Annotated in this window: 25 protein-coding genes; 5 read left to right on the plus strand and 20 right to left on the minus strand. The window is 50.5% G+C overall.

What is annotated here, in order from left to right; genetic code table 11:
* Positions 1-33: 33 nt before the first annotated feature.
* The 5 genes from AC3RCL_RS19670 to AC3RCL_RS19690 form a co-directional block, all read right to left on the minus strand.
* The gene (locus AC3RCL_RS19670; protein WP_009595237.1) at positions 34-267 is read right to left on the minus strand and encodes a YqzK family protein; all 234 of its coding nucleotides are present in this window, start codon (positions 265-267) and stop codon (positions 34-36) included.
* A 340-nt stretch (positions 268-607) separates the two neighbouring features.
* Positions 608-1072, minus strand: coding sequence for a ferric iron uptake transcriptional regulator (gene fur, locus AC3RCL_RS19675; RefSeq protein ID WP_006209405.1), 465 nt, complete (start codon positions 1070-1072; stop codon positions 608-610).
* Positions 1073-1181: 109 nt separating this feature from the next.
* A complete protein-coding gene (spoIIM, locus tag AC3RCL_RS19680; protein ID WP_492531468.1) occupies positions 1182-1805 on the minus strand; it encodes a stage II sporulation protein M in 624 nt (207 codons plus the stop codon).
* Positions 1806-1894: 89 nt separating this feature from the next.
* Positions 1895-3109 carry an endonuclease Q family protein gene (locus AC3RCL_RS19685; protein ID WP_015734481.1) on the minus strand — a complete coding sequence of 405 codons (1215 nt, stop codon included), beginning with the start codon at positions 3107-3109 and terminating at the stop codon, positions 1895-1897.
* A gap of 1 nt (position 3110) precedes the next feature.
* A complete protein-coding gene (locus tag AC3RCL_RS19690) occupies positions 3111-3692 on the minus strand; it encodes an NUDIX domain-containing protein (protein ID WP_009595101.1) in 582 nt (193 codons plus the stop codon).
* Between the two features lie 94 nt (positions 3693-3786).
* Here AC3RCL_RS19690 and mciZ point away from each other — a divergent pair, with 94 nt between their 5' ends.
* Positions 3787-3951 (plus strand): Z-ring formation inhibitor MciZ, encoded by a 165-nt coding sequence (gene mciZ, locus AC3RCL_RS19695; RefSeq protein ID WP_015734480.1) that lies wholly within the window; start codon positions 3787-3789, stop codon positions 3949-3951.
* Between the two features lie 98 nt (positions 3952-4049).
* On the plus strand, positions 4050-5261 hold the full coding sequence (locus AC3RCL_RS19700) for a tetratricopeptide repeat protein (protein WP_015734479.1): 1212 nt from the start codon (positions 4050-4052) through the stop codon (positions 5259-5261).
* 65 nt (positions 5262-5326) lie between these two features.
* On the opposite strand, the gene AC3RCL_RS19705 is transcribed toward AC3RCL_RS19700, so the two are convergent.
* The gene (locus tag AC3RCL_RS19705) at positions 5327-6457 is read right to left on the minus strand and encodes a tripeptidase T (RefSeq protein ID WP_036665723.1); all 1131 of its coding nucleotides are present in this window, start codon (positions 6455-6457) and stop codon (positions 5327-5329) included.
* Positions 6458-6570: 113 nt separating this feature from the next.
* Here AC3RCL_RS19705 and prli42 point away from each other — a divergent pair, with 113 nt between their 5' ends.
* Positions 6571-6672 carry a stressosome-associated protein Prli42 gene (prli42, locus tag AC3RCL_RS19710; protein WP_015734477.1) on the plus strand — a complete coding sequence of 34 codons (102 nt, stop codon included), beginning with the start codon at positions 6571-6573 and terminating at the stop codon, positions 6670-6672.
* Positions 6673-6701: 29 nt separating this feature from the next.
* Here the strand turns inward: prli42 and lipB are convergent, their stop codons facing one another.
* From lipB to lpdA, 5 genes are all read right to left on the minus strand, one after another.
* Positions 6702-7385 (minus strand): lipoyl(octanoyl) transferase LipB, encoded by a 684-nt coding sequence (gene lipB / locus AC3RCL_RS19715; protein ID WP_015734476.1) that lies wholly within the window; start codon positions 7383-7385, stop codon positions 6702-6704.
* Between the two features lie 128 nt (positions 7386-7513).
* Complete coding sequence (locus AC3RCL_RS19720; protein WP_145035522.1) at positions 7514-8926, minus strand: dihydrolipoamide acetyltransferase family protein; 1413 nt, start codon at positions 8924-8926, stop codon at positions 7514-7516.
* Positions 8927-8944: 18 nt separating this feature from the next.
* The gene (locus AC3RCL_RS19725; protein WP_015734474.1) at positions 8945-9931 is read right to left on the minus strand and encodes an alpha-ketoacid dehydrogenase subunit beta; all 987 of its coding nucleotides are present in this window, start codon (positions 9929-9931) and stop codon (positions 8945-8947) included.
* A 3-nt stretch (positions 9932-9934) separates the two neighbouring features.
* Complete coding sequence (locus AC3RCL_RS19730; protein WP_015734473.1) at positions 9935-10963, minus strand: thiamine pyrophosphate-dependent dehydrogenase E1 component subunit alpha; 1029 nt, start codon at positions 10961-10963, stop codon at positions 9935-9937.
* Positions 10964-11137: 174 nt separating this feature from the next.
* On the minus strand, positions 11138-12559 hold the full coding sequence (gene lpdA / locus AC3RCL_RS19735; RefSeq protein WP_145035520.1) for a dihydrolipoyl dehydrogenase: 1422 nt from the start codon (positions 12557-12559) through the stop codon (positions 11138-11140).
* Positions 12560-12716: 157 nt separating this feature from the next.
* Between lpdA and AC3RCL_RS19740 the strand changes: the two genes are divergently transcribed.
* Entirely contained in the window at positions 12717-13022 is a 306-nt protein-coding gene (locus AC3RCL_RS19740; RefSeq protein ID WP_145035518.1) for a DUF2627 domain-containing protein, read from the plus strand.
* Between the two features lie 64 nt (positions 13023-13086).
* Here the strand turns inward: AC3RCL_RS19740 and AC3RCL_RS19745 are convergent, their stop codons facing one another.
* From AC3RCL_RS19745 to AC3RCL_RS19770, 6 genes are all read right to left on the minus strand, one after another.
* The gene (locus tag AC3RCL_RS19745) at positions 13087-13299 is read right to left on the minus strand and encodes a hypothetical protein (RefSeq protein ID WP_015734470.1); all 213 of its coding nucleotides are present in this window, start codon (positions 13297-13299) and stop codon (positions 13087-13089) included.
* A 68-nt stretch (positions 13300-13367) separates the two neighbouring features.
* Complete coding sequence (locus tag AC3RCL_RS19750; RefSeq protein ID WP_492531475.1) at positions 13368-14255, minus strand: NAD-dependent epimerase/dehydratase family protein; 888 nt, start codon at positions 14253-14255, stop codon at positions 13368-13370.
* Between the two features lie 203 nt (positions 14256-14458).
* Positions 14459-15433, minus strand: coding sequence for a glycoside hydrolase family 43 protein (locus AC3RCL_RS19755; RefSeq protein ID WP_492531477.1), 975 nt, complete (start codon positions 15431-15433; stop codon positions 14459-14461).
* Positions 15434-15511: 78 nt separating this feature from the next.
* Positions 15512-16423 carry a carbohydrate ABC transporter permease gene (locus AC3RCL_RS19760; RefSeq protein WP_015734467.1) on the minus strand — a complete coding sequence of 304 codons (912 nt, stop codon included), beginning with the start codon at positions 16421-16423 and terminating at the stop codon, positions 15512-15514.
* Positions 16424-16477: 54 nt separating this feature from the next.
* Complete coding sequence (locus tag AC3RCL_RS19765; protein WP_009591261.1) at positions 16478-17353, minus strand: carbohydrate ABC transporter permease; 876 nt, start codon at positions 17351-17353, stop codon at positions 16478-16480.
* Positions 17354-17434: 81 nt separating this feature from the next.
* Positions 17435-18676, minus strand: coding sequence for an extracellular solute-binding protein (locus tag AC3RCL_RS19770; RefSeq protein ID WP_492531480.1), 1242 nt, complete (start codon positions 18674-18676; stop codon positions 17435-17437).
* A gap of 275 nt (positions 18677-18951) precedes the next feature.
* Here AC3RCL_RS19770 and AC3RCL_RS19775 point away from each other — a divergent pair, with 275 nt between their 5' ends.
* Positions 18952-19854 carry an ArsR/SmtB family transcription factor gene (locus tag AC3RCL_RS19775; RefSeq protein WP_492531482.1) on the plus strand — a complete coding sequence of 301 codons (903 nt, stop codon included), beginning with the start codon at positions 18952-18954 and terminating at the stop codon, positions 19852-19854.
* A 252-nt stretch (positions 19855-20106) separates the two neighbouring features.
* Here the strand turns inward: AC3RCL_RS19775 and spo0A are convergent, their stop codons facing one another.
* From spo0A to recN, 3 genes are all read right to left on the minus strand, one after another.
* The gene (spo0A, locus tag AC3RCL_RS19780) at positions 20107-20910 is read right to left on the minus strand and encodes a sporulation transcription factor Spo0A (protein WP_009591253.1); all 804 of its coding nucleotides are present in this window, start codon (positions 20908-20910) and stop codon (positions 20107-20109) included.
* A gap of 195 nt (positions 20911-21105) precedes the next feature.
* A complete protein-coding gene (gene spoIVB, locus AC3RCL_RS19785) occupies positions 21106-22440 on the minus strand; it encodes a SpoIVB peptidase (protein WP_492531484.1) in 1335 nt (444 codons plus the stop codon).
* A gap of 100 nt (positions 22441-22540) precedes the next feature.
* Complete coding sequence (recN, locus tag AC3RCL_RS19790; protein WP_015734463.1) at positions 22541-24280, minus strand: DNA repair protein RecN; 1740 nt, start codon at positions 24278-24280, stop codon at positions 22541-22543.
* Between the last annotated feature and the right edge of the window lie 6 nt (positions 24281-24286).

Below are 24286 nucleotides of genomic sequence, written 5' to 3' on the forward strand. Positions count from 1 at the left end.
TGCTCCTATTCCCGCGGCCCTTTGCAAGCACGATCACTCTCCGTACCAGTAATACAATCGGAGACGCTCGGCCGGCGAATAACGGGAGTCCATGGTGCTCTCCGGCTGAAAAGCCTTTACCGCTTGTCCCGAAGGCGCACGGTAAGGATCCACTGGTGTTAGCCAATCGCCTACCCATCCCAGCACGAAGTAAAAAAACATGGTCAACACGGCAAACATCGAAATAAAACGGATCAGTGAGCCTATTTTTCGAATAGATATAATCACTGGCAGCGCCTCTCTTTCACATGGCATCGATCGCTCAATTGAAAGCGGGTATTGCAGGTATCATTTCACGTAAAGCCTATGATACAAGCTGCAGGATTATGACCGCATCCCTCTTATCTCCGATCAGCCATTGGGTCCGGCGGTTATTCTGAAGAATAAAAAAAACGTCTAATCGACGTACTTGGATGATGTAAAAGTATAATTTGTGCTGAAAAGTGAACGATACGATAAGCGTGCATGAACCGCCTAATATAGTTAATTATCTAAAAAGCCCTCCCGGCTTACCGCCGTAGAGGGCTGCCGTGATGATCATCACTGCGGTTTGTTGAAAGATATAAAATTAGGATTTGTCCTGGTCATTCTTGCCCTTCTCTTTGCAACGGTAGCATATGCCATGGAAATCAAGCCGATGGTCATGAACGGTAAAGTTGAATTCTCGCTCTAACCGCTCTTCCAACGGACCGAGCCAATCCTCGCGTATTTCATCCATGCTTCCACATTGAGTACATATCAAATGATGATGGTGATGCTTCGAAGTATCCGTCCGCAAGTCGTAACGGGCGACACCATCGCCAAAATTTATCTTCTCTACAACATGAAGCTCACTGAGCAGCTCTAGGGTACGGTACACGGTTGCCAGACCGATCTCCGGAGCCTTCTCTTTCACGAGCATAAATACATCCTCTGCGCTAAGGTGGTCGTCTTCATTTTCCAACAATACGCTTACCGTGGCTTCCCGTTGGGGCGTTAATTTGTATCCTTGGGATTGTAGCTGCTGCTTAATTTTGTCGATCCGCGCTTCCATCGTTTCCCTCCCCCTTGGAAATCACTGCACGTTATTGTTCACTTCCTTCATTATAGGGGGATTTGACAAACAAAGTCAAACGGTTTTGCTTTATGGAAAAATTCGCGGATTATAGCAACATGGGCGTAACCCAGCGCATCATGGCGGGGGTTACCCAGGTTTCAAAAAAAGCGACCCCGAGCGTCAGCATGACCATGAAAAATGTCAGCATGGCATACGAAGCAAAGGGCTTCATCATGCTGCCTCCGCGATTCATGATAAATCGGTCCCTGATGATGTAGAGCGAGAAGGTAATTGCGGCTACGCTGCACATCATGAGCACCGGTATGATAAGCAAATTTTGCGGCGCAATCGAGACCAAGGCGAACAGCAGACCTTTCCATGAATACTGCCCCACCAGATAACCGACCGTAAACCCAATGAGAACCCCTTTTAGAAAATCCAATATCAATATTCCCGGAAGCCCGATGACGGACAATCCCAGAATCCATATCAATCCGATCCATTTCAGATGCAGGGCTGCGATGCTCCAGTAAGAAGACTGACTCATGGATTCTCCACCGTCCTGCACGTTAACAAAAAAGTGGTTTAAATAGCGGGCCATTTCCTGCTGTTGCTCCAATGAAAGTGCATTGACCATCAACGCTCCGAACAGCACGCCCACTAAAAACAAGACGCCTACAAACACATAGAGCATCGTCTGATCCTTAAAGGCTTGGCGGAATGATTGCATAGAATAGAGTCTCCTTTCTGTGTCTCTACTCTACTCTATGACAATCGTCAGCCTTGTATGACCTGCTTGGTTGAAAGAGTTGACCCGATTTACCGGAGCACCTTCCCGTAAGAGCCTCCGCCGCCAGCCGATAAGGGCAGCGTCCCATTCCGGGCCATCACGATGCTTGCCGCGAGTCCCTCGCCGGCAACGGCCGCCAGCTCCGCTTCCGTAGCCTGATGAAGGATATTCATTTCGGTGCCGAAGGCGTCAAGCAGCTTCGACATGGAGGACTTCCCTAGACCCGGGATGAACTCTAGCGGAACCTGGTAGTGATACGCCGGCCGACTCTCCGGCACCACAGGCTCCGTGCGGTCAGCGATGTTCAGAATTCGGTCAAACACGCCTTGGACCAGCTTGGTACTGCCGCAGTACGGGCAGCGGACCAAATCATGAACGTCGCTCCCTTCATCCAGAATGCTGTCGCATCCCACGCAATAGGTACGATGGTATTTTCCCAGTCTGGGATTCAGCCCATAGTTCGCACTGATTCTTCTCCGGTTGCTAGCCTGAAGCGCCTGGCGAAATTCTGCGAATGAAGGCTTGGCCATGTCGATCCGGTTGTATTCCCTGCCGATTTTCCCGAGGGAATGCGCATCCGAATTGGTCAAAAAGGAATAGGCATCCAGCTCGCTAATCCGTCCTGCCATCGAGGAATCGGCGCTGAGCCCAAGTTCGATGCCCGCGATCCCGTTCAGATCGAACACCTCGCTCATACGGTCAGCCATGCTGCCGTAAAGCCCCTTATGAGGCGTAAAGACATGAGCGGGTATCAGCAGCCCGCCGCGTGCCGTAATCTCTTGCTGCAGCTCCAGCGGACTGACATAGATGCGCTGGGAACTCAGCTGGACGTTTTTCATATATCCGGCCATCCAGCCGGTGAACTCCTGCATCGTGCCCAGGTCGGGAAAATAAGCCAGCACATGGGCCGCGCCTCGGCCGCTTTCACGTATTTCAATCTCGCTGCCAAGCAGGATTACCGTATCCCGATACGCAATTCCGCCCCCGTCGATCTCCTGCATGACGCCGCTGTCCAAACACTGCAGAATGTCTTCCTGCACCGAAGGAGAATGGCAATCGATGATGCCGATCATCTGAATGCCTTTCCGCTCCGAAGCTTCGACGGCTATATTTTCAAAGGTCAGGTTGTTGCTTGCGCTTATTTTCACAGCTTGTCCGCTGCTTGTGCGACCGATATGAATATGCATGTCGCAGTAATAGGACTGAAGCTTCCCGGCCGAGACGTTCTCATCAGGATGCTGCATATCAGATCTTACCCGTCAAGCTGTACATATTCCAAGCATAGACGGCGAGAATGGTTTTGGCATCGCTGATTCTCTCCTCTTGGATGAGGGAGTACGCCTCTTCCAGCGAGATTTCCATCATCTCTATGAACTCGTCCTCATCGGGGTTCATGTCGCCTCCGACCAGATCCTCTGCCAGGTACAAGTGAATGATCTCATCGGCAAACCCCGGAGATGTATAGAAGGAATGCAGTTTTCGGATCGAGCCGCACGTATAACCGGTTTCCTCCTGCAGTTCACGTTTGGCCGCTTCAAGCGGATCTTCCCCCCGCTCCAGCTTGCCGGCAGGGATTTCAACCTCACAGCGCCCAAGAGGCTGACGAAATTGATTGACGGCCAGCATTTTATCGTCTTTTAACGCAAGCACCGCTACGGCGCCGGGATGCCTGACAACCTCACGGGTTGCCGTCTGCCCATCGGGCAGTGTCACCGTATCGACCTGCAGCGATATGATTTTCCCTTCAAAAATAGATTGGGTGGACAAGGTGGTTTCTTCCAGCAATTTATCCGATGCTTCACGGGTCTTACTGCCGATATCGCTCACAAAATGACCTCCTTTGTTTAAAAACGGCATGGCGGACCATGCTAGTGCATAAGATGTATTATATCAAAATTTCCAAGAAAGAAGGAAGCCGCCCATGAAAAGCTACAAAGGTGACCATTCGATACATTTGGTAGGACAGGCCTGGCAGATTCGGATTATGCTGAAGCAATGGCAGCAGCAATGGGGCTCCGAAACGATGATTGTGGATATTATTTCTAAATCTTCTAAAAATATTTATGAAAATAGATCGGGAAATTAGTTCTGTAGACCTGTTTTTCGACTTTTTTCTATTTTTTTCGAATACGGACCATGACCTTTTCACCTATAAGGGTGTTTATATCATTGGGAGGCTTCGACATGCGACAACTACCTATTATTGAAACCGATCCGATTACAAATCCACCTTCAACTGAATATGAGCGCGGAAAATGGTACAAAAAACGGGGGTATCTTGAGAAGGCTTTGAAGAGCTTCAAGGATGCTGCACAATCCGCAACAACCGATACAACGAGCTCGGGATGGAAGGAAGTCGATTTAAGCTGGCTTGAGTACGGGCTATTAAGCATGCGAATGCGTTCCTACGGCAAAGCCGAGGAGGCCTTCAGAACCGTCGTGCTTCATTCCGGTGCCCACGCCCAAGAGGCGCTGAATCAATGGGCCGCACTCCTGCTTCTGCAAGGAACCCCGGACCAAGCCATATGCGAACGGCTCTTGGACGAAACAAGCGGCTTTCCGGCATCCCATATCATGGTTGGCAGGTCTTTATATTACATCGGGGCTTATCCGTTTGCCTCCCGCTGCTTTGCTGAGCAGGGAAGTTTATATTCCGATACCTGTATCATGTACGTGACTTGCCTCATCATGGCGGGTCAAACCGCAGAAGCCATGCAGTTCATTGACAGCTACCTTCGGGATTCCACCCGTCAGCCGCGGGAACTGCCGCGTCCGCAAGGATCCGAAATGGCTCAGCTGACCCGAATCCGGCAGCTCTGCGAGTGGAGCCTTCAGCATTCGCTGCCTGACCGATTCATCGTCATGTCGGAGGCTTTACAATTAGCTCGCACTGCCATATCGCTCAACATGATCTCCATCGCGGAACATCTGCTTGCCGATAGCGGCGAACGTGCTTATTATGCTCTTATCTGTTTTCTTTATGATGAAGGCTACAGGGGACAAGCAATTTCCAGGTTGCATCAATTGGAAGCGTTACCTCTCCAGGACCAAGACAGCTACAGCAAGAAGGTATGTTTCATAGCGGCTGAACATTTGTATGACCTGGGTAAATATGACGAGGCCGCATCCATGCTCGAGCAGCTAAGGCTCGCTTCTCCCGGGCATACGGAGGCTCGCTTCGGCGAAGCCGCTTGTTATTTGCAGTCCGCGTTGATTTCCCTTTCCGCCCGTCTTGAGGAGAGTTATTCCTCTGCAGCGGCAAGGAAGGAAATCGAGCTATACCTCGACAACATTAATGCCGCATTGCATGTTGTCGAGAGTACGAACTGGCACACCACCTGGACGCCTGCCCAAAAAAGGGTAGAGACCTCCCCGACGATGTCTTTCCTGAATTAGTTGCATTTAAAAAGCCCGCTGCGGACATCCAGCATCCGCAGCGGGCTTTATTTCATCATCATCGACTACGCTTTGGCCGTTTCCTGGATAATTCCAACCACAATCTGCGCCGCCTTCACTAAATCAGAAGCTTGAATGCGCTCCTGCGTAGTATGAATGTCTTGATATCCAATTGCCAGATTGACGGTTGGAATGCCGAGGCCGTTAAAAATATTGGCGTCACTGCCGCCGCCGGACCGGAACGTGCGGGTCGGCAAACCCAATCCGCCGATGGCCCGCTGCGCAAGCTGAACGACCTCGTCATGCTCATTGAAGCTGAAGGCCGGATAAACGATCTCGCTAATGAACTCGCAATTGGCATTGTATTCACGAACCGTGGTTTCGAGCGCTTCACGCATATCGTTCACTTGCTTATCGACCTTTTCCTGAACGATGCTGCGTGCTTCGGCATCGATCTGAACAAAGTCGCACACGATATTCGTAGCGCTTCCGCCCTGGAATTTGCCGATGTTAGCCGTGGTCTCCTTATCGATGCGTCCGAGCTTCATTTTGGCAATGGCTTTGGACGCGACTTGAATGGCACTGATGCCGTCCTCCGGATTTACGCCGGCATGGGCAGACTTGCCTTTGATAATCATTTTGATTTTCGCCTGGGTCGGGGCGGCAACTGCGATCGAACCCAGCTCCCCGTTGGAATCCAGCGCAAAGCCGATATCCGCATCCAAAACATCGGGATTTAGCGCCCGCGCTCCGACCAGCCCCGATTCCTCTCCTACCGTAATGACAAACTGGACTTGCCCGTGCGGAATGTTATTTTCCTGAATGACCCGAATGCCTTCAAGCAAAGCAGCGATGCCGGCTTTGTCGTCCGCCCCGAGGATGGTCGTTCCGTCGCTTCGGATCCAACCGTCATCGCCCAGAGTCGGTTTGATGCCTTTCCCGGGTGTTACGGTATCCATATGGCAGGTAAAAAGCAGCTTAGGCGCATGCTGGGCCGCCTCGTCCGCTTTCCAGGTAATAATCAGATTGCCTGCTCCGTGCCCCGTCTTTTCCTTGGCATCGTCTTCTATGATTTCGAAGCCGAGACCGGAAAATTTCTGTTGGAGAACTTTCGAGATCTCTTCTTCATGTTTGGTTTCGCTATCCACTTGAACCAGTTCCATAAACTCTTGAATGATACGCTCTTCTGAGATCACTGGACTTCCCTCTCTTTCGCAGATACGATACAATGTCTGTATATCCATATCTCAACTAAATGATGCTGCTGCATGTATGTTCATCATTAAACTTATTCTAAAGGAGTTACACAATGCAACGTAAAAAGTGGTTTCGAATTGTAATCTATCTCATGCTGATTGCCATGGTCGGTTCAACGCTTCTGGTTATCCTGGAGCCTTTGTTCCTTCGCTAACGCCCGTAACGCTACCCTAGGCAGCGAAGTTATGACAGCCAGTGAGCCTCATATGGAAATACCCGGGTGAAGAAAGGCACGATCTCCCGGGCTACTTCCTCTACCTCGAACATCTGCCCCGTGCAATCCTCCAGTGAAGTTACGCCGTATTCCTGTATGCCGCAAGGAATAATGCCCGAGAATCCCGCGTCCGCGATTCCGGATTTGATGTTAAACGCAAACCCATGGCTCGTCACAAACCCGCGATGTCGGCGGCATTTGTTGAATTTCACGCCGATGGCGCAAATCTTCGAATCCCCGACCCATACACCGGTGTACTCGGGTTTTCGGCCTGCTTCGATGTCGTATGATGCCAAGTAATCGATGATGACCTGCTCCACGTCGCGCAGAAACCCGTGGAGGTTCAAATTCTTGCCGCCATCCAGCAGCAACAGCGGATACCCGACAAGCTGTCCGGGACCATGATATGTAATATCTCCGCCGCGATCGATTTCAAACAGGCCGATACCCTGTTTCTCCAACTCCTCTTTGCTTAGCAGCAGGTGCTCCGGATGCCGCTGCGACCCCATCGTATAGGTCGGAGGATGTTGGAGGAGCATCAGACTCTCGTGACGCTCTCCCTGATCGATGGCGGAAACATGGTTTTTTTGAAGCTCCCAAGCCATGCCGTAATCGACAATCGGCGTATACGATACATCTAACGGTTTGTTCATGTGCTAACGCCTTCTTTCATAGGGTTCAAAGCCAACCGATGGATCCCCCTTCGATTGACTTGAAATGAATAACGTCTGCGAACCTCTTCGAAAAGAATCAGTCCGCAGATCATGCTAGCAGACGTTGATTAATAGAGCTTCGTATCCAGGGTGTAGCCTTCCAGATTGTCTTTGACGCGTTGGAGGAATCTCCCGCAGATCACCCCGTCCAAAATCCGATGATCCAGGGACAAACACAGGTTTGCCATGGAACGAACCGCGATCATGTCATTGATAACCACCGGCTTTTTCACGATGGATTCAAATGTCAGAATCGCAGCCTGCGGATAATTGATGATCGGATAGGACAGAATCGAGCCGAAGGACCCCGTATTGTTAACCGTAAAGGTACCGCCCTGCATATCGTCCAGCTTCAGCTTGCCTTCACGTGTCTTGCGCGCTAGATCCTCGATCTCTCTCGCAAGGCCCGCGATATTCTTCTGATCGGCACGGTGGATGACCGGCGTCAGCACGGAATCCTCCGTACCGACGGCCAAGGACAGATTGATATCGCGCTTCACCACGATTTTATCCACGGCCCAGAACGAATTCATGATCGGATAATCTTTAATGGCGTTCACTACGGCTTTCAGCAAAAAGGCCAGGTAGGTTAAATTAACCCCTTCCTTGCGCTTGAACTCATCCTTCAATTGATTGCGCAGCAGCACGATGTTGGTCACGTCGACTTCGATCATCGTCCAGGCATGCGGTATTTCCGTAACGCTTTGACGCATGTTTCGGGCAATGGCATTCCGCATCGGCGTTACATCAATGAAGTATTCGGATCTTCCGCCTTCCATGCCCTCCACTTCAATGGTCGGAATTTTCGGCGATTCCGTCAAATGCAGCCCCGAATGGCGCACATCCGGAATGGCTGTGCCCAGAGGAGGCGACGGTTCCGCAGGCGTCTGATGCTGGAGCCCTTGAAACGGCGAAGTCCCGCTCGGCTGCACTGCTTCGCTTTGCGCTTGCGCGCTAGGGAAAGACGGCGCTCCGGCAGGAGCGCCTTGGCCTTGGCCTTGGGCTGCTCCCCCTTTTTCGATATAAGCCAATACGTCCTTACGGGTTATTCTTCCGCCCATGCCAGATCCCTGGACCTTCGAAAGATCGATCCCATGTTCCGCGGCCAGCGTCTGTACGGCAGGCGAGTAACGGAAACGCATCGAGCCTTCCTCGCTGCCTGCTCCCTGCTGCGGACTCGCTGAAGCTGCTGCTGCCGGCTGGGGCGAAGATGCTATCCCTTCTCCGGAAGCGACCGCGATCCGGCAAATAATATCGCCAACATTGACGGTTTGGCCTTCTTGGGCAAGAATATCGCCCATGACGCCGTCCAGGGTGGATGGAATCTCGGCATTGACTTTATCGGTGATCACTTCACAGATTGGTTCGTATTGCTCAATGGAATCCCCGGGCTTCTTCAGCCACTTGGCAATGGTCGCCGAAACAAGGGATTCTGCCAGCTGAGGCATCGTAACATCGGTCAATTTCTGATTTTCGGACATGCTCACAACTCCCTGTTCTTAATAAAGCGCCAATTGACGCATGGATTCTTTGACTTTGTCCTTGTTAAGCATAAAGAATTTCTCCATCGGCGGACTGATAGGCATAGCCGGCACGTCCGGACCGCATAGGCGCATGATCGGAGCATCCAAATCGTACAAGCAGTGCTCCGCTATGATCGCGGATACTTCCCCGCCAACGCCGCCGGTCTTGTTATCCTCGTGAACGATCAGCACTTTCCCCGTTGCCCGGGCTGCGGCGATGATCGCGTCCCGGTCCAGCGGCTGTATGGTACGCAGGTCCAGCACATGCGCGCTGATGCCTTCTTCCTTCTCAAGCTCTTCGGCAGCCTGCATGGCGAAATGCAGCGGCAGGCTGTAGCTGATCACCGTAATATCCGAGCCTTCGCGCAGCAGGTTCGCTTTGCCGATCGGGACAACGTAATCGTCGTCCGGCACATCGCCGGTAATCAGCTTATAGCATTTCTTGTTCTCGAAGAACAGAACCGGATCCGGGTCGCGGATCGCCGCTTTCAGCAGCCCTTTTGCATCATAGGCCGAGTAAGGCGCAACGATTTTCAAACCTGGCGTTCCGAAGAACACCGATTCCGGGCACTGGGAATGATACAAACCTCCGAATATGCCGCCGCCGATCGGCGCGCGGATCACGACGGGGCAGCTCCAATCGTTATTGGAACGATAGCGGATTTTCGCCGCTTCGCTAATGATCTGGTTGGTTGCCGGGAACATGAAGTCCGAATATTGCATCTCGGCAATCGGCTTCATGCCGTACATGGCTGCACCAATAGCCACACCGGCAATCGCGGACTCCGCCAGCGGGGTATCGAGCACCCTCATTTCGCCGAATTGATCCATCAAGCCCTTGGTGGTAGTAAACACGCCGCCTTTGACGCCCACGTCCTCGCCTAACACGAATACGGACTCGTCACGCTCCATCTCTTCCTTCATGGCCAGGCGTATTGCATCGATATATTCCATTACCGCCATCTCTTACGCGCCTCCTTCAGCATCGGCATATACGTGAAGAAGCGTATCTTCAGGCTTCGGAAATGGAGCCAAGTCTGCAGATTCCGTCGCTTCTTTGATCTCCAGGTTTAACTGCGCGATCAGATCCTGATCGCGTGCTTCGTCCCAGAGCCCGCAGTCGATCAAATAGTTCTTAAAACGGGCAACGCCGTCTTTCTTCCAGTTCTCTTCAACCTCTTCTTTGGTCCGGTACGCCAAATCGTTATCCGATGTGGAATGCGGAGACAAACGGTACATCATGGATTCGATCAACGTGGGTCCTTCCCCTCGGATCGCGCGTTCCCGCGCTTCCTTCACGGCCGCGTAAACTTCCAGAGCGTCGTTGCCGTCCACTCGAACACCCGGAAAACCGTACCCGAGCGCGCGGTCGCTGACCTTTCCGCTAATCTGTTTATGAAGCGGAACCGAAATGGCGTATTGGTTATTCTCGCACATGATAATGACGGGGAGCTTGTGAACGCCGGCAAAGTTGCAGCCTTCATGGAAATCGCCCTGATTGCTCGAGCCTTCGCCAAACGTAACAAACGATACAAAATCCTTCTTCTGCATCTTCGCGGCAAGCGCGATGCCTACGGCATGCGGAACCTGGGTCGTTACAGGGCTGGAGCCGGTCACGATCCGCAGGCGTTTACTGCCGAAGTGGCCCGGCATCTGCCGTCCGCCGCTGTTCGGATCCTCGGCCTTGGCAAAAGCCGACAGCATTAATTCCCGAGGCGTCATGCCAACCGCCAATACGAATCCGTAGTCGCGGTAGTAAGGTAGAAAATAATCTTTCTCCCGGTCGAGGGCAAAGGCAGCAGCAACCTGACATGCCTCCTGCCCGATTCCGGAAACGTGAAAATTAATTTTGCCCGCACGCTGCAGCAGCAGATTGCGCTCATCGAATTTTCGCGCCAGCACCATATATTTGTACATGTCCAGCACTTGTCCGTCGGTCAGTCCAAGCTGCTCATGCCTATTGTTGTTTGCCGTAACCGTTTCATGTTCTTTCATGGAGATCCCTCCTTTATGTGAGCCATGACTTCAGGCTTGATCCGCCTCGCAACCTGAGTTTGAGGCATATTAGATCAAGTATTAAAACCTGGTACTAAGACTTGGCTTAATGATATTATAATCCCTTTCTCGGCAAAAAGAAATGAGGGATTCCACAAAAGAATATCCTCATTCCTACAAACCGATCGCTCGTCCATCCACGGCAAGCATCGCTTCGCCGATGATTTCGGATAATGACGGATGGGCGTGGACCGCCGTGCCGACTTCCCATGGGGTCGCATCCAGCACTTGTGCAAGAGCCGCTTCGCCAATGAGCTCGGTTACATGCGGACCCATCATATGCACTCCCAGAATATCCTGCGTCTTCTGATCGGCAATGACTTTTACGAACCCTTCCTTTGTTCCGTGGATCAAAGATTTGCCGATCGCCGAAAACGGGAATCTGCCGATCTTGATCTCATGTCCGCGTTCTTTCGCCTGCTTCTCCGTCAGCCCGACGCTGGCTACCTCATGACGGGTGTAAATACAGCGCGGGATCCATTCGCTAAGGAAGGCCTCCGTCTTCTCGCCTGCCAGATGGTTCACGGCAGCAATCCCTTCATGGCTGGCCGCATGCGCAAGCTGAAGACCCCCGATGCAATCGCCGATCGCGTAAATATGGGGCTCCGTTGTCTGCATATTCCCGTTCACGGCAATGAAGCCGTTCTCCACGCGAACATCGGTATTCTCAAGTCCGATATTCTCGGTATTGCCAACTCTTCCGACAGAGAGCAGCAGCTTGTCCGCTGACAAAGTTCTTGTGTCATCCTTATGCTCGATCGCGATGGACACGCTTTGATTCCGGATCTCACAGCTGTCGGTTAATAGCTTTATGTTCGTGATAACCTCTACGCCCCTGGCGCTGAGCATCTTCGACAGCTCGCGTCCGATCTCCTCATCCTCCGTAGGCAGCAAATGGGATGAAGCTTCCACAATCGTGACCTGAACTCCGAAATCATTCAGCATCGAGGCCCATTCCACGCCGATTACGCCGCCCCCCACGATAATGATGGATGAGGGAAGCTCATCCAGCTGAAGCGCATGGTCGCTAGTCAATATATGTATGCCGTCAGGCTCTAATCCCGGTAAGTGACGCGGACGCGATCCGGTCGCAATGATCAGGTGGGTGGGAACCACGGTTTCCATCTCGCCATCCGGAAGCTCAACCGCTACGGCCCCGCTGCGCGGAGAGAAAATAGACGGGCCGATAACTCTCCCTTTGCCCTGCACGACGGTGATTTTATTTTTTCGCATCAAATATTGGACGCCCTGGTGCAGCTTCTCCACAATGCCGTCCTTCCGTTTCTGCACTTTGTTAAACGATAGCCGGACTCCGTCCGTTTCGATTCCATAGCTCTCGCTATCCTTCATTTCCGCATAAAGCTCGGCGCTTCGAAGCAAAGCTTTGCTCGGAATGCACCCGCGGTGCAAGCAGGTCCCTCCCAATTTGTCCTGCTCGATAATAACCACATTTTTACCGAGCTGGGCTGCACGGATGGCTGCAACATATCCACCGGTACCTCCGCCAAGAATTGCTACATCACATGTTATAGCCACAAACGGCACCTCCATCATAAGTCCAGTTATACACTTTCATTGTACTCTCTTTTTTTCGGATTACAAAATCGTCATCCATAATCGAAATAGACATCCCCTTATGAAAAAGGTATGATAAACGGTAGTTTAATACATCAGTCGCAGGAAGGAATCTTCTATGAAAATGTTAATTTCCCGCTTTATTGCCATCTTGATTTTGGTTATTCCGGGTTTTATGGCAATGAAGGGTTTCTTGATGATGAAGGATGCGGTTTTTCTATATATTGCCGTGCATGGGGACGACAACGTGGCGAACCCCGCTTTCGGTTGGCTTTCTTTTCTTGGCGGACTGGCCCTGTTCGTCATCGGCATCGGTTTCCTGGGCGGCTGGATTCTGTTCCGCGACCGCAAACGGAATTACGTCGGTCCGAGATTCAAAAAGAAGCCCCCGGCACCGAAATCAGGAACCCCGTCCAAAAGCTGATTCACCCATACAAAACAAACACCGGGGAGCGCTCCCCGGTGTTTGTTTGCTTTGGCCCAAGTTGTTATTCCATGAGGGCATCCTTCAATTTACTCGACATTCTATTTTCTTTGGAGGCCGCTTTTAGGGCGGTTCTCCGCAGATTGACATTCTGTCTCGTTAAAGCTTCGATTTCTTCATACATCGCATGGATTAACGTCAGGGCATCCGGAGGTAAACCTCCCTTGGATTCCGCCTCCTGTATACGCTCTTTCCATGCTTCCATCTTGTCGCTCATGCTGATCTTCCTTTCAGGGCAATTCCCTATTCTCCGTCTTCAACCCCATGCTTCCTACGCCCGTATCATTAACGAACCTTCAAATCGGCGGACAATTCGGCAATCAATTTCGGCATCCAGTCGTGCAGATCCCAAAATTTAAAGCCTGCGGCTGCCGCTTTGGCATGATCCATCGTCCAATCTCCCGGAATGCCGAACGGAGACATGTGATCCGGTGCCGCCGATGACTGGAGCGGAGCCGTCCTTCCGATTTCCTGCTGGATCAAGCCCATCATTTCCCGTACCGAAATCGTGCCGCTCGAACATGCATTAACCGGGCCTTCCAATTGGACTTGGCCTGCCCACTCCAGAAATTCTGCCGCTTCCTCGGCATGCACAAACGAGATTTGCGCGTCGGGATCCGGCAAACCAATGGCTTCCCCGCTCGCAGCATGTTCAATATGGAAAAGCAGCCTTCGCGTGTAATCATCCGGTCCAAGCACAATCGGCAGCCGGACGGCGGTTACATTGAGGTTATGGCGACCGAACAAAACCGCCTCCGCCTGGCGCTTGCCTTCCTTGTAGCTGTAGTCCCTGCTTTCATTCATCATGACCGGGTATCTGTAAGGATCAAAGTCTTCTTCCCTCACCGGATGATCCGCAAAATCATATACCGACAACGTGGAGGTCAGCACATATTGTCCTACACGTCCGGCAAATAAATCCGCTGCTTGTCCCGCTTCTTCCGGCGTATAACATATATTATCATATACGATATCAAAATCCTGGCTCCCCACTGCCTGCTTTAAGCTCTCCGGATCTTTCCGATCCGCGGCAAGCCGCGAAACGGCCCCCCCGAATGGATCCTGGTGTTGTCCGCGCGTCAAAATCGTAACGGCATCGCCGTTAGCCACCAGCCGGTTAACCAGCCTTTTGCCAAAAAAGCGGGTTCCGCCCAATACTAATATCTTTGCCATTTATAATTCCTCCCTACCAGGAAATAAGTATATCGTTAATAAAAACGATTCTTACTACACCCTTAACCATTCAAACAGGTTTCCTGTCCTTTTTTCTCCATCCGTATCGCAGACTCCTTCTTTTCTCCTATTTAATATTATGCAGCCGCCTGCCTCGGAATTTAAAAAACCGACCCAGCATTTAAGCTGGGTCGGTTTCAAGGTCATGACTTGGATATCATTGCATGATCCGCTCTCGGCACACCGAAATTCGGCGTACCGTCTTCATTCCACCGGATGATCTGTACGCGCGCATGGCGGTTCGGATCATACAGCGGATCACCCACGATCTCCTTGTAACTACGGGCATGGTAGACCAGGATGTCCAGCTGGCCATCCTCGGAGACCGTGAAGCTGTTGTGTCCCGGCCCGTATTGGCCATTGGCTTCCGATGTCGTAAATACGGGCAAGGGTGATTTCACCCAGGAGCCCGGATCCAGCAAATCGCTGTCCTCATCGGCCGTCAGCAGGCCCATCGCATAGTTATGGTCCGTGGCGCTTGCCGAATAGGTCATGAATATACGGCCGTTTCGCTTCAGGACGGCGGCTCCTTCATTCACCAGATAGCCGATCTTCTCCCAATCATATTGGGGAACCGATATGCAAACCTGTTCCCCTGTCAGGGTCCAGGGATTTTCCATCAAGGAGATATAGAGATTCGAGTTGCCCGGAATGGCTGGATCTTTCTGGGCCCATACATAATACCGCCTTCCCTTATGCTCAAACGTGGTTGCGTCCAGTGCAAAAGACTCCCACTTCGTGATCACTTGTCCCTTCTCCACCCATTCCCCTTCCAGCGGGTTCGCCGAAGCGTTCTCCAGCACGAACATGCGGTGATCAAACAACCCGTCCCTCGTTTCGGACGTATGGGCCGCTGCGTAATACACGTACCATTTGCCCTCAATGTGATGAAGCTCGGGCGCCCATATATTGGCACTCATCAAACCCGAATCATGCTTGCGCCAAATCGTTAGGCCTTCCGCATCCGCAAGCCCTTGGATCGTTTCCGAGCGTCTAAGCTCGATCCGGTCATATTCCGGCACGGAACCGGTAAAGTAATAAAAACCATCGCTATGTTTATAGATCCAGGGATCTGCCCTCTGCTCGATCAGGGGATTTTTTATATATAATTCAGTCATGGTGACGACTCCTATACCTTGTAGTTTGACTTCGTTAGCTTTCGGTTTACTTGCTCTTCATTTCCGTTCTTCAAAAAACTATCCTTTGATACCCGCGTTTAAGTTGATCGACTGCACAAAATATTTCTGGGCAAACAGGAACAACAGCAGCGTCGGAATGATGGCCAGGATCGCGGAACCCATCAATTGTCCGATCATGCGATAATTGCCGTAGATGTCCTGCAGCAGCAGCAATCCTGCCGTAACCGGCATCTTCTCCACGTCGGTATACACGATGACCGGCCAGAGGAAATCATTCCAGGAACCCGTGAATGAAAACAGGCCGCATACAATCAACACAGGCTTCATCAGCGGCAAAATGATAGAATAATAGATTCTAAAGTCACCCGCGCCGTCCACGCGTGCCGATTCGTCCAGATCCTTGGGAACGCCCATCATGAATTGTCTGACCAAGAAAATGTTCCCCATGCCTGCCAAACCTGGAATAATCATCGCCCATGAGGTGTTTACCCACCCCAGCGCATCTATGATTTTGTAGGACGGAATCAGGTTCACGACTCCGGGAAAGAAGGAAATCCCCAGCAAAGTAAAGAACAAGGTGTCTCTTCCTTTAAAGTTCATGCGGGAGTACCCGTAGCCGGTGATGGAAATGACCACGATCACCAGCAGCGTATGCATCGTTGCGATAAAGACGGAGTTCATCAACCAGCGCAGGATCGGGGCCGTCGACGTATTTTGCAGGATCGTGACATAATTATCGAATATCCAGTTGTCGGGCAGCAGACTGAAACCGCTGGATACGACCTCCGCCTGGGACCGGAACGATGTGGTAATGCCAAAGATGACCGGAATCGCCCATATCACGCACAACAGGATGAGAAATGTATAAGCCATATATTTGGACACGCTAATGTTGGTTGAAGCCTTCTTCGGACCGGAGCGGGTAAGCTTAGTATCCGCGTTCGCTTCATGTACTACCGGGTTCGACATTGCACAGTACACCTACCTTTTATCGTTTCCGTCGTTTGCAGGCAGAACATGCCGCTAGGACGCGTTTCGGTTCATCACATAATATTGAAGGGCTGAAATGACCAGAATGACCAGTCCGAGCAGCACCGCCATCGCGGATGCCATGCCGGCAATGGATTCCCCGTGGCCGAAGGCCAGCTGGCGAATATACATCATCAATACCGTCGTGCTCTGTCTGGGTCCTCCGTCCGTCATCATTAATGGCTGACCGAATACGTTGAAAGCTCCGGCGGTCGTCATGACAAAGGTATAAATCAGCGGGAAACGAATGGAGGGCAGCGTAATGCTCGAAAATCTGCGGACGGGCCCCGCTCCGTCCATCTCGGCCGACTCGTACAAATCCTTGGATACTCCGCTGATGGAAGCCCGGTAGATGATCATGTTTCCACCGACTCCGCCCCAAACCGTAATGACAATAATGATCAGCCAGGCATAAGGCTGGTTGGCGGCCCAGACCGTTTCGGAGCCGAAGACGTTGTTCGTGATCCCAAGCTGCTTGTTAAAAATCAATGACCAGATCAGTGCCGCTGCGGAGATCGAAATTAATCCGGGAATATAGAGAATGGATTGAATGACGTTTTTCATTTTCACTTTTTTGTGTTCGAGCGACACCGCGATCATTAACGGGATAACGATTAATATCGGTACGCTCAAAACTACGAAGATCAACGTATTTTTTAATCCGTTCATAAATTGGGTATAGAAGGTGGACTCCGCATCAAACAGAATCGTTTTATAGTTGGCCAGGCCGACCCATACCGGGTCATTGATCAGATTCCATTGCGTAAACGAAGCATAGATCCCGTATAGGGTCGGTAATAGAATAAACACGATGAATAGAATCAGATGAGGACCTACAAAGAAATAAGGTGTCAGCGACTTCTTTTTCATACCCTTTCATTTCTCCTTTGGAAAAGAAAAGCGTCATGAGGTTTGGACGCTTTTCTTTTTTTCAATCGGCTCTGCCTTCATTTACTTTGTGGCACTGTTGCCTTCTGCGATTTTATCCTCTACGAACTTCTGCATCGTCGCCAGGGTTTCGTCGATATCGACGTTGCCCCGCACAATATCCGCTGCATATGTATCTACAGCCTCGGCAACATATGGATAGTACTCGTAAGTGTAAATGTACAAGGATTCAATTTCTTTTTCATTGGACGTGAAGAATGATTGAATATAGTTGTTGTAGTCCGGACTCTCAATGACTTGTTTACTCGCTACGATCTGACCCGCTTTTGCCCACTCGATCGAGTGTTGGCGAATGAACTCCAGGAACTGGCCGATGGCCTGCTCTTTTTCATCCGTTCTCTTCTCGTTCTTCAGCATGGAGAACAGGTGGGAGGATGCTCGGTTTGTATATGTATCCGCACTCGTCGAATAAATGTTGGTTACGCCAAAGTCCAGGCCGTCAACCGTGGCATGGGCCGTCGAGCTCCATGTGCCGTCTGTCGAGAATAAAACGTTTCCAGCTTGGAACATCAGGTATCCGTCTTCGCCAAAAGGAGTCATTAAACCCGCATCGGCTATTTTCTTAATCTCCGTAAATGCCTGCTTCATGGCTTCCGTATTGACTGCAGGTTTGCCGTCTTGCTGGATGTCTCCGCCCAGATTCTGTATTTGAGCCAACACAACCCAGCCCAACAGCGCGTCATTGACCACGTAATCGCCTTCATCCAGCTTGCCTTGCAGCGACAACATTTCATCGATGGTCACGACATCGTCATCCAGGAAACTTTCAACATTGTATTTCTTGAGCAGATTTTTGTTGTAGTACATCGCGTTGCTGTGGATATCAAGCGGTACCGTATATTGGGTGCCTTCCACGTTTCCGGTTGCCCAGGCCTGCGGCAGATAATTGTCCTCTTTCAATTCCGGCTGCGCTTGCATGACCGCCGTCATCGGCTCCAACACGCCCTGCTTAACGAAGCTTGAAACGCGGTCCGCGTGGATGATGGAAAGATCGGGAACGCCTTTGCCGGAATTAAGAACGGTGGATATCTTGGTATACATGTCCGAAGTGATGACATGCTTCACTTTATACTCGGGATTGGTGGCATTGTAATCCTTAACGAGCTGATCCATGTAAGCCCCGTCATCACCCGTCAATGGCGTCCAGAAGGTAATGGTGTTCTTGTCGCCGTTGCCGCAACCTCCCAGTACCGCTACCGCTAACAATGCAAGTATCAGTGAAACCCCCATTTTTTTCTTCAACAAACTCTCCTCCTATTACTAATCATTTGGTTAATCATTCACCGGCCAGAATCATGAAAACGATTAACTTTGGTTCAGTATACACTCGCACTGAAAGCGGTGTCAATAACTTATATATAAATCTTAATTATAATTTTTATATTTGATTAACTTTTTTGTTAATTATATTGTTGAAAAAATGTGTGTTTAATTACCAAGATTTATGTACAGGTTAATAATGCCTGTGTTATGATACATATTAGTTAATAATTGAAAAACTTGTTGAAAGAAGTGGTCATATGCAATTGGAAATAGACAAGTCATCGCTTGTGGTTTACGAGGCTTTGGCCAGCGAAGTTCGCATCAAGATTATTCAGCTGCTCTCCAGAAACAAAATGAACATCAAAGATTTGGCGCAGGAGCTTCGAATCAGCAGTCCGATCGTGACAAAGCATATTAAAAAACTTGAAGATGCCGGCATTATCCGGACAGAGAAGGTGCCGGGAAAATCGGGGCAGCAGAAAATTTCGATCCTGAAGGTGGATCACATTGAAATCAACTTCCCCAAAAAGATCTTCCATTCCTTTGCTTCTTATGAAGCCTCGGTGCCGATCGGGCATTACACCGACTATGACCTGAAGCCTACGTGCGGCCTTGCTACCGAGAAGGAGTTCATCGGACGGGTTGACGAACCCAAGTACTTTATGGATCCCAAGCGCGTGGATGCGGAAATCCTGTGGTTTACCGAGGGGTTCATCCAATACAACATCGCCAACTTTCTGCAAAAGGATGAGAAGCTGCAGCAATTCGAAATCAGTTTGGAGATATCGTCCGAGTTTCCTTTTTCCAATGATGTGTGGCCATCGGACATTACGTTTTCCTTGAACGGAATGGAGCTCGGCACGTGGACGAGCCCAGGGGATTTTGCGGATACGCGGGGGAAATATACGCCTGAATGGTGGCCGCACAACATCAACCAATACGGTCTGCTGAAAACGATTCGGATTACCAGCCACGGCACGTATATCGATGGCGATCCTCTCTCAACCGTCTCCGTGGACGACCTGAATTCGGCATGTGATCGCTGGACCTTTCGTATCGAAGTCAAGGAAGACGCGAAGCATGTTGGAGGCGCTACGTTATTCGGCAAGAAATTCGGAAACCATGCCCAGGATATCCAGTTCAAAATGTATTATCTGTGAGGAAATCGATGGTACGCAGCACCGGAAGGAGATTACCGGGTGGTGATGTAACCTTAGTAAAACAAAACAAACCAGCCGCTGATCCGGCTGGTTGTTTGTGCTGATGAATTCCGTCCTGAAACATAAAATCACTCCTTCACAGGTTACGATAGCCGCAACCAATAAAGGAGTGATTTCAATAAATCGCTCAAGTAGACATTTAGGTGTGCATCGTCCATGTCCCTAAATCCCTTCCTCTTAGTCCTTACCCTTTCAAGAGACCTTATGCTCGATCCGAAGCTTGTCTGCCACCATGGCAATGAACTCGCTGTTGGTCGGCTTGGATTTGCTGATGTTAATGGTGTAGCCGAACAAGTGGCTGATGGAATCGATGTTACCGCGCGTCCAAGCCACTTCAATGGCATGCCGGATCGCCCGCTCCACTCGGGATGGCGTTGTTTTGAACTTCTCAGCGATGGCCGGATACAGCGTTTTGGTAATCGCGCCAAGAATTTCGATATTGTTGTACACCATGGTAATGGCTTCGCGCAGATATTGATATCCCTTGATATGAGCCGGAACGCCGATTTCATGGATAATGGAAGTGATATTCGCGTCCAAGTTCTTGCCCTTGCCCATAGGAACCACATTGGATTTCATGCTTGTAAACGGAGTGCCGGAGGAAATGCTGCTTGGCGAACCCACAAGCTGTCGAATGCGGCTGGCGAGCACCTCCATGTCAAACGGCTTTAAAATATAATAGGAAGCACCCAACTGCACCGCGCGCTGCGTAATATTCTCTTGGCCGAACGCCGTGAGCATAATGACTTTCGGCTGCGGAGACAGATTCATGTCGCGTAAACGCTCGAGTACCCCAAGCCCGTCCAAATGAGGCATAATAATATCAAGGATCAGTACGTCCGGTACTTTTCCGGATTCCTCAATCATGCTCAGTACTTCTTCGCCATTATAAGCGATTCCGGATACCACCATATCTTGTTGATCCGAAATGTATTCGCCGAGCAGGTTTGTAAATTCACGGTTGTCGTCTGCCAATAATACCTCAATCTTTTGCAATTCGTGCTCCTCCTTTATCAGATCAGTTGTTATTTTAGAACAATTTTCTGTTTATAAAGTTTTCGACATGCTTATTTAAATTCCTTCTGTCGAAAATTATTTTTCTTTATTTTTTTTTGAAGTTGATTTATAATTAAATATTTTGTTTCAAATTAATCTCTATTTCGTTCTTTTACGACAAAAAATCTCAAGGCATTAACCTGCCTTAAGATTTTGAGGTGTTGATTCTGTAGATTGTAGTACGCCGGAATCTTGAAGCATCCACTCGATAAAGCACCCATATCCCGACTTAGGGTCGTTTACAAACACATGGGTTACCGCTCCAATCAGCTTACCGTCCTGAACGATGGGACTGCCGCTCATGCCCTGCACGATCCCGCCGGTTTTCTTAAGCAGTCTTGGATCGGTAATGCGCAGCACCATTCCTTTGGTCGCTGGAGCGTCCTGTTTGGAGACGTGAACGATCTCCACCGTAAAGCGTTCGACTTCCTGGCCTTCAACGACGGTTAATATTTCAGCGGGACCTTCCTTCACCTCATGGGAAAAAGCAACGGGAATCGGCTCCTGATACAGTCCGTGATCCGGAAGCTGATTCATTTTACCGAAAATGCCGAAATGGGTATTGCGCTCGACATTGCCTAAAATCTTGCCGTCTTTGGTGAAGGTTGCCCTTTTCTCTCCGGGCTCGCCTTCTTCGCTACGGCTAATCGAGGTGACGTTGGATTGAACGATTTGGCCGCTTCCAACATCAATGGGGGTCTGAGTATTCATGTCGGTGATGACATGACCGAGCGCTCCGTAGACCTTCTGGTGAGGCGCATAAAAGGTAAGCGTCCCTACGCCTGCTGCGGAATCACGGATATACAGGCCAAGGCGCCAGCTTTGATCCTCTTGGTCATAAGCGGGACTCAGCTTTGTTTTCATTACCTTGCCGTCCCGTTTAAAGGATATGTCCAGCGGCCGATTCCCTTTACCGGCCTTCTCGACGATCTCGGCAACCTTCGTGACATCGTTAAGCGGCTTTCCATCCATCGTTGTAAGCAGATCGCCAAGCTTTAGGCCGGCAGCTTCGCCGGGAGACACTTTGGCCCCGTTTTGAACCCGTACCAGATGATGTCCAACCACCAGTATACCGGAGGATTTCACTTTGACGCCTATGGTTTGGCCTCCCGGTATGACTTTAAGTTCCGGCATCACTTTGACATGGACAGTCTTCAGAGGAATTGTACCGAATAATTTCAGGGTCACTTCTGCGTTTCCGCTTTGCTGGGGATTGAGCTGCAGCGGCTGTTTCAACGATACTTGAAGTTTCGATTCCCGGGAGCCGTTTAGCTGCAGGACATCCGGTCGATCAACTGAAGCGAGGGCTTGCACAGGCATGGCAACATCAAGTCGGGACTGCTGACCGGTAATCAATCTCAGTTCATCGGGCAATGAGGCAAAAGATTGGACAGGATCAGCAGTTCCAATGAAACAAAGAAGGAAAGCAAGAACGAAACCGAGCAGTTTTCTCCTGAGGTTGGGCTTCAATGGCTGTCACGCTCCCTTTTTCTTCTTTCGCTTGACGAAAAGGTGGTCGCCAATTGCGTACCTTTAAGTTACCCTGCCCTTATGGTTTTATAACTGTCAATCATTGACCCAAAGCCTTTCTGGAAGCCTTTTGCGCTGCCGCCAGATTGAGCATTTCTTGGGCATGATGAAGCGTCTTTTCGGTAATTTCGACTCCGCCAAGCATCCGGGCAAGCTCTTTTACACGCCCTTCTTCATTCAGGTTTTCTACTTGCGTCATCGTTCTGGAGGCTTCAAGCTTCTTCTCGATTAAATATTGATGATCCGCCATGCAAGCCACCTGCGGCAAATGCGTAATGGAGAATACCTGACAGGTTTTGGCCAGCAAAAACAGCTTCTCAGCAATCGATTGGGCAGCCCTTCCGCTGACACCCGTGTCGACTTCATCAAAGATTAAGACCGGTATTTGATCATGACGGGCAAATATACTCTTCATCGCCAGCATAATTCTGGACATTTCCCCACCCGAAGCAATTTTGGCAAGCGGACGGAGTGGCTCGCCCGGATTCGCGGAGATGAGAAATTCCGCCGTATCCATGCCTTGTCTCGTCAACCGGACTTTTTGGCCTTCATACTCGTAGCCGTTCGGATCCAGCTGCAATTCCAGGCGGACTTCCAGCGAGGTGCGTTCCATTTGAAGATCCTTCAGTTCCCCCTCGACTTGCCTAGCCAAGTCTTGCGCGCATTGCTTGCGGGCATGACTCAGCTCTTTCGCGCTTACGAGCAGCACGCTTAACAACTCGTCACGGCGCTGTTCCAACGCTTGAATAAATTCGTCCTTATTCTCCAGCATATCGGTTTCCTGCTGAATTCTCACGTAGTATTCCAGAATTTGCTCCACATTATCCCCATATTTTCGGCGCAAACCGGAGATCATATCTAGACGGAGCTCAATTTCATTGAGCCGTTCGGGATTGAATTCGATGCCGTCACGATAATCCCTTAACTGGAAGACCGCATCCTCAAGCTGATAATAAGCGGATTGAAGCTGCTCGACAAGCGGCTTTAATCCCTTCTCATCGTATCCGGATACATCCTCAAGTCTGGACAAAGCCCTGCTGACGGACTCAAGGCCCGATGATCCGTACAACAGGTCATAGGCTCCCGCTACGGAATCCATCATCTTCTCGCTGTGGGAGAGTTTGGTTCTTTCTTCGGACAATGCCTCGTCTTCGCCGGTTTTCAGCCCGGCAGCCGCGATTTCCTCCAGCTGGAAACGGTACATATCCAGCATTTGATATGCTTTCTGGCTGGTTTCCTGCAGGTCCTTAAGCTCTTTCTCAACTTTGCTGAATTCGCCGTACAGCTCCTGGTATTTGCGCTTGGCAGGCCCTATGGTCTTATCTCCGTAAGTGTCCAGCAGGCTCATATGCTGCTCTGAACGCAGCAGGCTTTGATGCTCATGCTGTCCATGGATATTAATCAGCTTTTCCCCGACTTCACGCAGCATGCTGAGGTTCAGCAGCTGTCCGTTAATACGCGACGTGCTTTTACCTTGAGACGTCAGCTCTCTTCGAATTAGCAAGTGCTCTTCCGGATCCGCTTCAACCCCCAGCTTCTTGAGCGTACTCCATACCGGATGCTCCGCAGGCAGCTCAAACAGCGCCTCGATCTCCGCTTTGTCGCACCCGTACCGAATCAGCTCAGCCGAGCCGCGGCCGCCGGCAATTAAACCCAGCGCATCAATGATGATGGACTTACCGGCCCCGGTTTCCCCTGTCAGGACGTGAAATCCGGGATAAAAGTGCACATCCACGCTTTCTACAACAGCCAGGTTCCGAATGGATAGCGTGTTTAACATGTTTAC

Source organism: Paenibacillus sp. MT86 (genome assembly GCF_058792535.1).